Origin of the sequence: Elizabethkingia bruuniana, from assembly GCF_002024805.1 — a bacterium.
Classification (GTDB): domain Bacteria; phylum Bacteroidota; class Bacteroidia; order Flavobacteriales; family Weeksellaceae; genus Elizabethkingia; species Elizabethkingia bruuniana.
On the sequence record NZ_CP014337.1, the window covers coordinates 4199472 to 4212597 of the forward strand.

Here is a 13126-nt window from a genome sequence, read left to right on the forward strand (position 1 = left end):
ATAGGAAATAAAAAGTGTATGTCTTAATAGTTTTACCAAAATTAATTTTGTAGTAATAGAAAACTGTTTCTTTAAATCACCGGGTGGTGTTTAAAAATTGTATCTTGCGCCGGATAACTTAAAAATACTATAAAATGAAAAAAATTATTGCAGGCGCATTAATACTGGGCGCTTTTTCTATGTCAAATGCTCAGATTAGTTTGGGTAAAATCACAGATGTTGCAGGAAAGGGATTAAAAGCTCTAACTTTTAGTAATGCAGATGCTATTAATCTTTCCAAAGAAGCGGTAGAATGGATGGATAAAAATAATGCAGTAGCAGGACCAAAAGATCCATATACAATCAGACTGAACAAGCTTTTCGGAAAACATAAAACTCAAGATGGATTAAACCTGAATTATAAGGTTTATAAAGTAAAAGATATTAATGCTTTTGCTTGTGCAGACGGAAGTGTAAGAGTTTTTTCTTCTTTAATGGATATTATGACTGATGATGAAATCCTTGCAGTGATTGGTCACGAAATTGGTCACGTGAAGAATGAAGATACTAAAGATGCTATGAAGAGTGCATACATGAAGGCTGCTGCTCTTGATGCTGCATCTGCTACATCTAAAACAGTGGCAACTTTAAATGAAAGCCAGCTTGGTAAAATGGCTAACGAAATGATGGATGCTGCCCATAGTAAAAAACAAGAATCTGAGGCAGATCTTTATTCGTACGATTTTATGAAAAAGAATGGATATAATGTTGTAGCAGAGTATACCGCATTCAAAAAATTAGCATTGTTGTCCGAACAGGGAGATAAGCAAAGTGGTTTTCAGAAAATGTTTAACTCACATCCGGATAGTGTAAAGAGAGCTGATGTGATTAAGAAAAAGGCTGAAAAAGACGGGTTATGGAAAGATCCGGGGACAATTACAATTCCGACAACAAAACTGACAAAATAAATTTAAAATAGAAAAGGATGATCATTTGATCATCCTTTTAATTTTCACTTATGATAGAATTGGTTAAGCGTAATATTGCTCTCTCAGTTCTTTAACTTTTTTATCTTCAAGATACTCGTCATAAGTCATGTATCTATCTATAATTCCTTTCGGAGTTAATTCAATAATACGGTTACATACTGTCTGAAGCATTTCGTGGTCATGAGATGAAAGTAGAACAGTGCCTTTGAAGTTTTCCAAAGTGTTGTTCAATGTCGTAATACTTTCAAGATCCAAGTGGTTGGTAGGCTCATCAAGAACTAAGATATTAGCCTTCTGCAACATCATTCTACTAAACATACAACGCATTTTTTCACCCCCGGAAAGAACCGTTGACGATTTTAATGCTTCATCACCTGAGAACAACATTTTCCCTAAGAATCCTCTTACATATTCCTCATGTCTTTCTTCATCGGTTTGAACGAACTGACGTAACCAGTCTACAAGGCTTATGTTTTCTTTAAAGAACTCTGTATTATCCAGTGGCATATAACTTTGCTTAGTGGTTACACCCCAGTTGAATGTACCTTTGTCAGCCGTATCATTTCCTGTAATAATCTCCATGAATTCAGTAATAGCCATAGAGTTTTTTGAAAGAACGGCAATTTTATCACCCTTCTTTAGATTTAGGTTAATTCCGGAGAATAATAACTCACCATCTTTCGTTTTTTCAAGATCTTTTACCTCAAGGATCTGATCTCCCGCCTCTCTTTCTTGTTCAAAGATAATTGCAGGATATCTTCTGGAAGAAGGTTTAATATCTTCAATATTTAACTTGTCGATCATTTTCTTACGTGCTGTCGCTTGTTTAGCTTTTGCCACGTTAGAACTGAATCGGGCGATGAAGTCCTGTAATTCTTTTTTCTTCTCTTCAGCTTTCTTATTAGCCTGAGCTCTTTGCTTTGTTGCTAACTGTGATGCCTGATACCAGAAGCTATAGTTACCTGTATAAAGGTTAAGTTTAGAGTAATCTAAATCTCCAATGTGCGTACAAACTGCATCTAAGAAGTGACGGTCGTGAGATACAACGATAACGGTATTCTCATAACCTGCTAAGAAATCTTCTAACCATGCGATAGTGTCGATGTCTAAGTCATTGGTAGGTTCATCCAGAATAAGAACATCCGGATTTCCGAAAAGTGCTTGCGCTAATAGAACACGTACTTTATCCTGGTTTTCTAATTCAGACATCATTTTATAATGCATGTCCTCTTTAATCCCAACATTAGAAAGCATGGTTTGAGCATCGGTTTCTGCAGTCCATCCACCCATTTCATCATAAACAACACCTAGTTCTCCTGCTTTAATCCCGTCTTCATCAGAAAAATCCGGTTTTGCATATAGAGCATCCATTTCTTCTTTGATGTCAAATAACTTTTTGTTTCCACGCATAATGGTTTCCAGTACAGTGAAGTTGTCGTAAGCAAAGTGATCCTGCTCCAGAACCGACATTCTCTTTCCTGGTTCCAGAGATACATTACCTGTTGTGGCTTCCTGTTTGCCGCTTAATATTTTCAGGAAAGTAGACTTACCTGCACCATTAGCACCAATGATACCATAGCAATTTCCTTTGGTGAATTTTATATTGACGTCATCAAAAAGTACTCTTTTTCCGAACTGTAAAGATAAATTTGAAACTGTTAACATATACTTTTGTAAATTTGTGCAAAAATACGAAAGATTTCCCGATTATATGTCTTCGAGGAAAAATGTTAGTGTTTTGTTAAATTTTGGTATGAAAATTGAAAGAACTGTTAATATTGTAAACAGAAGAGCTCGCTTCGAGTATGAAATACTTGAAGAATATGAAGCAGGTATTGTTTTATATGGAACCGAAATAAAGTCGTTACGTTCTTCTAAAGCATCAATTGCGGAAAGTTTTTGCCAGATGAAAGACGGTGAACTTTGGGTGGTCAATATGATGATAGATGAATATAAGATGGGATCATTTTATAATCACAAGGCGAAACGCGATCGGAAGTTGTTACTACATAAAGGAGAACTTTCCCGTTTGGAGAAAAAAGTAAAAGATGTAGGGTTTACAATAATACCTTTAAAATTATATATAAATGATAAAGGTAGAGCTAAACTCCTTATTGGGTTTGGAAGAGGAAAGAAACTATTTGACAAACGTGAATCTATTAAAAAACGTGAATCTGATAGAAATCTAAGCAGAATTCGAAAGAATTTTTAAAAAAACTTTGTTTAATACGTATTTTTATATTTATTTTGCATTATCAATTATTTAATCATTTAATTCTATGAAAAATTTAAAACTAGGAATTACAGCATTGGCACTTACGGTAGCCACTACTGCGTTCGCACAGACTACGAGCAATCCGTGGTTAATCGGTGTGGGGGCACATGGTGAAAACCACAAAGCACAAGCTAACAATTTCTCAAATACCTTCGGAGCTCAGAATCTGACTAAGAGGCTATTTAATTTGAATAATTTCTCTATTACTCCACCATTATCTAAATTAACTGTTGCTAGAAATATCAACAAATATTTAGTTCTTGACTTACAGGCTTCTGTAGGTAATGTTGGAAATAAGAAATTTGACATGGATAAAGAGTTTTTCTTGATGGCTGGTTTAGGTCTTCAATTCAAATTCAACAGTCTATGGAATGAAGAGTCTTGGTTCGATCCATATGCAAGAGTTGGTGCGAACTACCTAAGACATGACTATTCTGGATTAACTTTCCCAAGAACAGATGCTTTCGGTAATTACTATGATTCTTATAATGGAAATGGAGATAAGACAGGTAAGAAAAACTTCTTCGCTGTATCTACAGGTTTAGGATCTAACTTCTGGATTACTAAAAACTTCGGTCTTGGTATTCAAGGAGATTATGTAACTACTCCAGGTGATAAGTCTGTAGTTGCTAACTTCTGGCAAGCTTCTGCATCTCTATTATTCAGATTTGGTAACAGAGACAGAGATAAGGATGGTATCCCTGATAAAGATGACAGATGTCCAGATACTCCAGGATTACCTGAGTTCCAAGGATGTCCAGATACTGACGGTGATGGTATTCCAGATATCGACGATAAATGTCCTGAGGTTGCTGGTCCAAAAGAAAACCAAGGTTGTCCTTGGCCAGATACTGATGGTGATGGTGTGTTAGACAAAGACGATAAGTGTCCTAACGTACCAGGTCCAGTAGAAAATCAAGGTTGTCCTTGGCCAGATAGAGATGGTGATGGTATCCCTGATAAAGATGACAGATGTCCAGATGTACCAGGTCTTCCTGAGTACCAAGGATGTCCTCCAACTGCAGAAGTTGTAACTAAAGAGCTTAAAGATATCTTATTCGATTTCAACAAAGCTACAATCCAATCTAGTTCTTTATCTAAAGTAGATGCTGCTGCTGCTATCATTAAAGGAGCTAAAGCTGAAAACTTCTTAGTAACTGGTCACACAGATGCTAAAGGTAATGCTAACTACAACTTGAAATTATCAAGAGAAAGAGCTGCTTCTGTAGTGAAAGCTCTTGAGGCTAGAGGTGTAAACGGAGCTAACTTGAAATCTGTAGGTGTAGGTTCTAAAGAAGCTACTGTACCAGCTACTGCTTCTAACGAGGCTAGACAAGTAGACAGAAAAGTTGAAGTAAGAGCTATCTCTGCTGATACTGAGTGGGCTGCTTACAAAAAAGATGACGTTACTGTTGTTAAGCCAGTAAAAAAAGGAGTGAAAAAATCTTCTAAAAAAGTTATCAAAAAGAAAAAATAATTAAAATTTTTTCAATATAATAAACACCTCCACCTAGTGGGGGTGTTTTTTTATGCATGTACGTTGTATAATTTGTTGATTAGTGATATTTTTGCACGTAAATAAATTCAGAAATGGGAAGAGCATTTGAATATAGAAAGGCCTCTAAGATGGCCAGATGGGATAAAATGGCAAAAACATTTTCCAGAATAGGAAAGGATATTGCTTTGGCAGTAAAAGCCGGAGGAACTGACCCGGATTCCAACCCTGCATTAAGAAGGTGTATTCAGAATGCTAAAGGAGCTAACATGCCAAAAGATAATGTTGAAAGGGCTATTAAAAAAGCTTCTGGTGCAGATGCAGAAACCTATGAAGAAATCACATATGAAGGATATGGACAAGGAGGTGTGGCTTTCTTCATTGAATGTACAACAAATAATCCTACAAGGACGGTTGCTAATGTAAGAGCTATTTTCAATAAGTTCGATGGTAATCTTGGTAAAAACGGAGAACTTTCTTTTCTATTTGATAGAAAAGGTATTTTTACCATAGAAAAATCTCAGATCAAAATGGAGTGGGATGATTTCGAAATGGAGATGATTGATGGTGGAGCTGAAGAAATAGATCAGGACGAAGAAATCGTAATGGTTACAACAGCTTTTGAAGACTTTGGTACCATGTCTCATAAGCTTGAAGAGATGAAATTAGAGGTTCAGAATGCAGAACTGCAAAGAATACCTAACATGCATAAAGGTGTAAGTTTGGAGCAGGGTTTAGCTAACCTGAAAATGCTAGATCGTTTTGAAGAAGACGATGATGTACAAAACGTTTACCATAATATGGAAATGACAGAAGAATTGCTTCAGAGCTAAGAAGTGATTTTATATAAATAAAAAGAGCCTGATTTTTCAGGCTCTTTTGTTTTTCTAGGGATATACATCACTAATATCTTTCATATTGACCAATACACTTCGTGAGAAGCTGCAATGTGGATATATTCTCCATTTATTTTCTCTGGCAAAACTTACGGCCTCAGCTACGAGCATTTGTCCATATCCATTTCCTTCATGCTTAGGAAATACCATTACATAGGAAATAATAAGAATATTTTTTTCAGGCTGAATGGTATATGTTAATTTCCCTATTTCTTCATTATTTTGGTTAAAGGCACTAATGAATCCACCGTTCTGGCTTTGTACCTTTTCAAATCTTAGATTTTCCATACACAACATGTTTTACTAAATATACGAAATTATTGTATACCTGTGTAATAGTTGTAGTCCTGAATAACAATTGCAATGAACTGTTGATCTGTAATTTCCTGAGTGTTGTATGTAATACCGGTAGTCTGGCGTATTTTTTCAGCTAACTTTTTGATGATGCCTTGGTCGAAGGTATTCTTGGCTTTAACATAATTTTCCTTAATAATCCGCATGTCATTATCAGATAAAGCAATTACCTGTGGGAACCTTGCAATGTAATCCTGTGACAGATTTACAAGTATTGTATGGTTGATATTGTATTTACTTTTTAGTGTAATAACAGCAGTACCTGCTGCCAGATCACCTAAACGTTTATTATGTTTATTGGTTACCATAGTTATAACACCTACGAGTCCGGAGCTGAACATGATATCGATAAGCCTGAAAAACCAGCGCATAAAATAATCACCAAAGCTTGCCTGGTAGCCATCTGTTTTTACAACTCTTATTTTCATTACTCTTTTTCCCGGTGTCTGCCCTTCCATAAAACTTTCGAACAAAAGTGTATAAAGATTCATAGGAAGAGATATGATTGCGAAAATAGCCATCAGGGACCATTGATCGGTTATTTTTAAAAGTTTAAAACCGAATATATATGCGATAATAAGATATATAACAACGAAATAGGCAACCTTAATTACCATGTCGATTATGAATGCAAGAATTCTCTCACCAATACTGGCAGGATCGAAACTGATATTTACATTTTGTGATGTATTTATATCTATTGAATTCATAATTTTTTGTTACATTAGCAAATATATGAGAGAAATCGCTTTCATCAAACAAAATAAAGAAAAATGGCTGGATATAGAGCAGGTGGTATTAGGAAAAATTAAAAAAAATCCTGATGACCTGTCTTCGTTATATATCAACCTGATTAATGACTTGTCTTTTTCTCAGACTTATTATCCCAAAAGTAAGACAACGGTATATCTTAACTATCTCTCATCACAGATTTTCCAAAAGATCTATAAAACAAAAAGGATAGAGCAAAACAGGTTAAAAGCATTTTTCATGAAAGAGGTTCCTCTGATCATGTATGAATACAGAAAATATTTACTGCTTGCTTTTCTTGTTTTTTCTATGTTTACTACCATAGGTGTTATTTCTACACATTATGATCTGGATTTTGTCAAATTGATATTAGGAGAAGATTATGTCAATCAAACCTTAGAGAATATTAAAAAGGGCAATGCTGTTGCTATTTATGGAAGCGGATCTAACTGGGGAAGTGCCATTGGAATTATTCAGAATAATCTGGGAGTAGGAGCTAAGCTTTATGCTTATGGTATTTTCGGCGGTATTGGAACACTATTAGTGTTAATGCAGAATAGTATTATGCTGGGGACCTTTCAGTATTTTTTTCAGCAACAAGGTGTATTAGGAGACAGTATGCGTGGAATATGGATACACGGTGCTTTTGAAATATCAGCGATGGTAATAGAGGCTACTGCAGGTTTTATACTTGGTGCTTCTTTGCTTTTCCCAAAAACTTACTCGAGGCTGAATTCATTTAAAATAGGATTTAGGAATTCATTTAAAATATTTGTAAGCACTATTCCGTTTACCATATTTGCCGGAATTTTAGAAGGTTTTGTAACAAGATATGCACTGCAAATGCCACTAATTATTGATTTGGTAATTATCTTTGGGACACTAGGATTCATAATCTTCTATTACGCTATTTTCCCTTACAGGGTCCATAAAAAACTAAAACATGATGCAATTTTATAAAAAAAGAGATTTTGGAGCGTTGGTATCAGATACGCTTAATTTCTTCAAGCTATATGGGAAAAATTATTTCAAAAATTATCTTACACTCAACGGTGGAATTATTATTCTATTGGTTGTTGTAATTGTAATAGGTTTTGGTGATTTTTTTAAGCAGGCTTTCGGATCCAATATAAACGGTGAAGCCTATTTGTTTCAGGATTATTTTCAACAAAATCAAGGTCTATTGATAGGAGCTTCGGTTCTTTCAATTATATTAATTATTCTGTTGTCACTAATTTCATATTCATTTCCTGTGCTCTACATGAAGCGACTTGCTGAGACGGGTAATTCTAAAGTGACGATGAATGAAATGATAGAGGATATGAAAAAAAATCTGAAGAAATTTTTTATCTTCTTCATTGGTTCTATTTTTATCCTGACGCCATTATTCATTTTTGCATTTGTTATTTCATCTTTTCTAATGATTATTCTTATCGGTTTCTTGCTGATTATGGCCTGTATCCCGGTAATGGTTAATATTATAAACTTCACCCTGTTCAATATGTACAATACCAATGATGGTTTTTTTGCATCCATTGGTATAGCATTTCGTATGCAGTTTTCCAAAAGCTTCTGGAAATATATAGGCTCCACTTTCATTGTTTATTTACTGATTAATGTGGTGACAAGTATTTTTGCCTTTATTCCTATGATGTTTTTATATGGATATATTATTACCACTGTAAGAACTACTCCGGATGCACTTGGATCAGATTCCTCATTTTTTATGACACTTATGGCCATTGTGTATGCTGTATCAATTGCATGTACTATTGTACTCAATAATCTAATCTATGTAAATGCTGGTTTCATGTATTATGACAGCAGAACAGATTTACACCGCAATGTTACTTTTTCCGAAATCGATACTATTGGGTCTGGTGAATAATAGAATCCTTTATATTATTTTTCTTTTTACACTTTCTGTACATGCACAGAAGGTAGACACTATTGTTACTGCTGAATTGCCACCAGTGAGTATAAAAAATAAGAATCAGTTAAAAACAGATTCCCTGCTCCAAAAAGGATATGTTACTGAAAATGCAGTTTATCCGGGAATATTTGATGCGAAGTTTAAAGAAAAATATAACGGAAGCGATTTTGATTACTCCGTAAATAAACCAAAAGAATCTTTATGGCAAAAATTCAAAAAATGGCTGGCTGAGCTATTTGATGATTTGTTCCAAAGTAAAAGTTTACAGGGAGCTAATGATGCCTTATATATTTTGTTAAGAATTGTAGCCATAGTTCTTCTCGGTTTTGCATTGTATCTTATTGTGAAGTTTGTTCTTTCCAGAAATGGTAACTGGGTATTCAGCAAGAAAAGTAAAAAGCTGAATCCTGAAGACAGAAGAATAACAGAAAATATTCATGAACTGGACATTCCATCTTTAATTAAAAACTATGAAGAGAAAAAGGAATACAGATCTGCTATAAGATACCAGTTCCTTTACCTGCTGAAGCTTATGACCGATAAGAATATGTTGGAGTGGGATCCGGAAAAGACAAATAAGGATTATATCCGCATGCTTAATGGTAATGCCTTGCAATCTGATTTCCAGAAGCTCTCTTTCGTATTCGAGAATGTATGGTATGGAGAGCGCAGTATTACCGAGAATGAGTATGCTGTTTTCAGAAAACAATATCAACAGACACAACAAAAAATATGAATAAGACACTAAAGTTATATCTCATTATTTTTGCTGTAGTTGTAGGACTTCTGGCAGTATTGCAGGTGAATAAAAAACCGTTGATTGACTGGCGAAAAACCTATTCTGTGATAGATAAAAAGCCTTTCGATTTATATATATTTAATCATGAGGCTAATCAGCTGTTCAACCAGAAGTTAAAAAAAATTGGTGAATCGCCTTATCGTTACTATAGTAAGGACTCTCTTCAACATCTACATAATATATTGATTATTGAAAGAGAATTGGATAAACAATCGTGGATAAAGATACTGAAGCAGGCTAAAAGAGGAAGTAATGTGATGGTTGTTTCCGAAAATATACCATATGATTTAGTAGATACTTTAAATCTCACAACAAGACGTCTAAGTTCTGACACGATAAATTATCTGACATTTACAGATAAAAACCGCAAAGGAAGCATAAAACTCAATAGACTTCCAAACGGAAATGTCATTCCGATGATTGATATAAAAACAACCGAGATACTGGGACGTAATCTATTGAAAGGTCGTAATCATTCCTATGCGAACTTTGTAAGGGTAAAAGCAGGTAAGGGAAATATTTTTATTCATACAGAGCCATTGGTTTTGACTAATTATTACCTTTTACAAAAAGGAAATGAAAAATATGTAGAGGAAATGTTTTCATACCTGCCGAAAGACAGAGATACTTTTTGGTTTATGGAAAATCAAAATCTACAATCTATGTCACCATTACGCTTTATTTTAAGAAATCCGCCATTACGCTATGCCTGGTATATATTTTTAGCAGGGTTTCTTGTATTCATAATATTCCATGCTAAAAGAAAACAGCGTATTATTCCTATAATAAAGCCATTGGAAAATACCTCTGTGGAATTTGTGAGAAGTATAGGCAATCTTTATCTGAATGAAGGAGATGCAAAAGATATGATGCAGAAGAAAATTACCTATTTTCTAAATAAAGTGCGTACAGATCTCCTGATAGATACTTCTGCTATAGATGATGTTTTTGTCAACAGATTACAACTAAAAACAGGAAAATCTAAAGAATTAATAGAACAAGCGATTATACTAATACAAAGAAGTAATAATCCTTCTTCAAAAATAACAGAACAGGATCTGATTAAATTAAACGAAATATTAGACAAAATATACAAATAAAAATATGGAAGAAAATCAATATACCCCAATACCTGAGAGTACTTCGACAGAATCACAAAATCCGGAATTTCAATCCAGAATTGATATGACGGCTTTGAAGAATAGCCTGGATAGAGTAAAATCGGAAATCAATAAAGTAATTGTTGGTCAGGATTCCATGATAGAACATTTGCTGGTTGCACTATTGTCTAACGGACATGTACTGATTGAAGGAGTGCCGGGAGTTGCCAAAACAATTACGGCTAAGCTATTAGCTAAAACAATTGCAGTAGATTTTAGCAGAATACAATTTACACCAGACCTTATGCCTTCTGATATTTTGGGAACGGCAGTATTCAATGCTAAAACAACAGAGTTTGAATTCAAGAAAGGACCTATATTTTCCAACTTTATATTAATCGATGAGATTAACCGTTCCCCTGCAAAAACTCAGGCTGCACTTTTCGAAGTAATGGAAGAGAGGCAAATTACTATGGATGGTCGAAAATATATAATGGAAGAACCATTCTTGGTTATTGCAACTCAAAACCCAATAGAGCAGGAAGGAACTTACAGATTACCGGAAGCGCAATTAGACAGATTCTTGTTTAAAGTGAATGTTGGATATCCAACACCAGAGCAGGAAGTTCAGATTATCAAGAATCAGCATCAGCTAAAAGTTGATGATAAAACTGAACAAGTTCAGGCTGTACTTACAGCCGAAGAATTGAAAACATATCAGACGTTGATAAAAGATATCATTGTTGAAGAAAACCTTCTGGAATATATTGCCAGAATTGTCGTGAACACAAGAGAGAATCCTTTCCTGTATTTAGGCGCTTCACCTCGTGCTTCTTTAGCATTGTTAACGGCGTCTAAAGGTTTCGCAGCGATTAACGGCCGTGACTTTGTAACTCCTGATGATATAAAAGAAGCTGCAGTAGCAGTATTAAGGCACAGAGTAATTGTTACCCCGGAGCGTGAAATGGAAGGACTGGGTGTAGAAGAGGTAATTAAACAAATACTGGAATCTATAGAAATTCCGAGATAAATTATGTAGTGTGCGGTTGTCAGCTTACAGTTAATGGTATTCTGGAGATTTCCAGAATTTTAAAAGAAATAATCAAATCTTTGAGTAAATAGCTATTATCTGTGTACTGTAAACTCTCAATAAATTTTATGAAAAAATTATATATCAATAATCTTTTTTTTCTGCTGCTTGGTATTATAGCAGTAGTATATGTTTTTGCATTTTTCTTCCCATTAGTAATGTGGATAGCACATGCAGGATTATTGTTATTGGTGTTAATGACCTGTATTGATATTTTTATTCTATTCAGAGAGAAAAATGGAGTGAAAAGTAACAGGATTCTGCCTGAAAAATTATCGAATGGAGATGAAAATCTTACTAAAATTGACCTTCGGAACAATTATCCATTTACTATAAAAGTAAAGGTTATCGATGAGATACCATTTCAGTTTCAGCTTCGTAATTTTGAGATTCATAAGGATATAAAACCTTACGGTAATACTCTGTTTGAATATCCGCTTGTGCCAAAGGAAAGAGGCGAATATCAGTTTGGAAATCTTAATATATACGTTTGTTCTCCGTTAGGACTCGTTGCAAAAAGGTATAAAACTCAGGATGGACAAATGGTACCAAGTTATCCATCATTTATTCACCTCAGAAAATATGAGCTCATGGCTATGCAGAATGAGTTTTTGTTAGGGGGAATAAAAAAGATTCGTAAAATTGGGCATACTATGGAATTTGAACAAATCCGTGAGTATGTAACCGGTGACGATATCCGTAGTATTAACTGGAAAGCGACCGGAAAGCAAAACCGACTGATGATTAATCAGTACCAGGAGGAGAGAGCACAAAGGGTATATATGCTTATAGATAAAGGGCGGACGATGAAAATGCCGTTTAATGGGTTGTCATTGCTGGATTATTCCATTAATGCATCTATGGCTTTAGCTCATATTATCCTTAAAAAACAAGACCGTGCCGGTGTAATGACTTTCTCCAAAAAAATGGAGAATACTGTTGCTGCTGAACTGAAAGCAGGGCAGATAAAGAAAATTGCCGAAGCTCTGTATAACATTAATACAAACTTTTACGAATCTGATTTCAGCCGGCTTTATACCGACCTGAAAAGAAAAGTAACGCAACGAAGTTTAATACTTCTCTTTACCAACTTTGAGACACTGGATGCACTGAAACGTCAGCTTCCATATCTCAGAGGAATTGCCAAAAGCCATTTATTGGTAGTTGTATTCTTTAAGAATGCTGAGGTAATGAAAATGATGGATCATAAAAATGCACAAAAGACTCAGGACGTTTATGATCAGATTATAGCGGAAAAATTCGAGTATGAGAAAAAGCTGATTCGCCAGGAACTCCAGAAATATGGTATTTATTCTGTTTATACACTTCCTGAAAATTTGAGTATAGAAGTTATCAACAAATATCTGGAAATTAAAGCAAGGGGAATACTCTAGCTATATTAATTCAGGTACCCATTATTTGTTTCCTTTCCGTGGAAGCATGTTTTATTTACTAATGATGAAATA

Annotated in this window: 13 protein-coding genes; 10 read left to right on the plus strand and 3 right to left on the minus strand. The window is 34.7% G+C overall.

Going from position 1 to position 13126, the window contains the following annotated elements:
- Positions 1 to 134: 134 nt before the first annotated feature.
- Positions 135 to 947 (plus strand): M48 family metallopeptidase, encoded by an 813-nt coding sequence (locus AYC65_RS19605; RefSeq protein WP_034871565.1) that lies wholly within the window; start codon positions 135 to 137, stop codon positions 945 to 947.
- A gap of 63 nt (positions 948 to 1010) precedes the next feature.
- Here AYC65_RS19605 and AYC65_RS19610 read toward each other — a convergent pair whose 3' ends face one another.
- The gene (locus tag AYC65_RS19610; protein WP_034871564.1) at positions 1011 to 2633 is read right to left on the minus strand and encodes an ABC-F family ATP-binding cassette domain-containing protein; all 1623 of its coding nucleotides are present in this window, start codon (positions 2631 to 2633) and stop codon (positions 1011 to 1013) included.
- Between the two features lie 88 nt (positions 2634 to 2721).
- Between AYC65_RS19610 and smpB the strand changes: the two genes are divergently transcribed.
- The 3 genes from smpB (at position 2722) to AYC65_RS19625 (ending at position 5571) form a co-directional block, all read left to right on the plus strand.
- A complete protein-coding gene (gene smpB / locus AYC65_RS19615) occupies positions 2722 to 3180 on the plus strand; it encodes an SsrA-binding protein SmpB (protein WP_024565639.1) in 459 nt (152 codons plus the stop codon).
- Between the two features lie 67 nt (positions 3181 to 3247).
- The gene (locus tag AYC65_RS19620) at positions 3248 to 4720 is read left to right on the plus strand and encodes an OmpA family protein (RefSeq protein WP_034871563.1); all 1473 of its coding nucleotides are present in this window, start codon (positions 3248 to 3250) and stop codon (positions 4718 to 4720) included.
- Between the two features lie 113 nt (positions 4721 to 4833).
- A complete protein-coding gene (locus AYC65_RS19625) occupies positions 4834 to 5571 on the plus strand; it encodes a YebC/PmpR family DNA-binding transcriptional regulator (protein WP_009087243.1) in 738 nt (245 codons plus the stop codon).
- Positions 5572 to 5625: 54 nt separating this feature from the next.
- Here AYC65_RS19625 and AYC65_RS19630 read toward each other — a convergent pair whose 3' ends face one another.
- Both AYC65_RS19630 and AYC65_RS19635 read right to left on the minus strand, forming a co-directional pair.
- A complete protein-coding gene (locus tag AYC65_RS19630) occupies positions 5626 to 5922 on the minus strand; it encodes a GNAT family N-acetyltransferase (RefSeq protein WP_052114803.1) in 297 nt (98 codons plus the stop codon).
- A 29-nt stretch (positions 5923 to 5951) separates the two neighbouring features.
- Positions 5952 to 6698 (minus strand): RDD family protein, encoded by a 747-nt coding sequence (locus AYC65_RS19635; RefSeq protein WP_034871561.1) that lies wholly within the window; start codon positions 6696 to 6698, stop codon positions 5952 to 5954.
- Positions 6699 to 6723: 25 nt separating this feature from the next.
- Between AYC65_RS19635 and AYC65_RS19640 the strand changes: the two genes are divergently transcribed.
- The 6 genes from AYC65_RS19640 (at position 6724) to AYC65_RS19665 (ending at position 13054) form a co-directional block, all read left to right on the plus strand.
- On the plus strand, positions 6724 to 7698 hold the full coding sequence (locus AYC65_RS19640; protein WP_034871560.1) for a stage II sporulation protein M: 975 nt from the start codon (positions 6724 to 6726) through the stop codon (positions 7696 to 7698).
- The gene (locus tag AYC65_RS19645; RefSeq protein WP_034871559.1) at positions 7682 to 8626 is read left to right on the plus strand and encodes a hypothetical protein; all 945 of its coding nucleotides are present in this window, start codon (positions 7682 to 7684) and stop codon (positions 8624 to 8626) included. The genes AYC65_RS19640 and AYC65_RS19645 overlap by 17 nt, the downstream gene beginning before the upstream one ends.
- On the plus strand, positions 8619 to 9407 hold the full coding sequence (locus AYC65_RS19650; RefSeq protein WP_234300409.1) for a DUF4129 domain-containing protein: 789 nt from the start codon (positions 8619 to 8621) through the stop codon (positions 9405 to 9407). Before AYC65_RS19645 ends, AYC65_RS19650 begins: the two co-directional genes overlap by 8 nt.
- Complete coding sequence (locus AYC65_RS19655) at positions 9404 to 10570, plus strand: DUF4350 domain-containing protein (protein WP_034871557.1); 1167 nt, start codon at positions 9404 to 9406, stop codon at positions 10568 to 10570. Before AYC65_RS19650 ends, AYC65_RS19655 begins: the two co-directional genes overlap by 4 nt.
- A gap of 4 nt (positions 10571 to 10574) precedes the next feature.
- Positions 10575 to 11600 (plus strand): AAA family ATPase, encoded by a 1026-nt coding sequence (locus AYC65_RS19660; protein ID WP_034871556.1) that lies wholly within the window; start codon positions 10575 to 10577, stop codon positions 11598 to 11600.
- Between the two features lie 128 nt (positions 11601 to 11728).
- Positions 11729 to 13054 carry a DUF58 domain-containing protein gene (locus AYC65_RS19665; RefSeq protein ID WP_034871555.1) on the plus strand — a complete coding sequence of 442 codons (1326 nt, stop codon included), beginning with the start codon at positions 11729 to 11731 and terminating at the stop codon, positions 13052 to 13054.
- Positions 13055 to 13126: the final 72 nt, after the last annotated feature.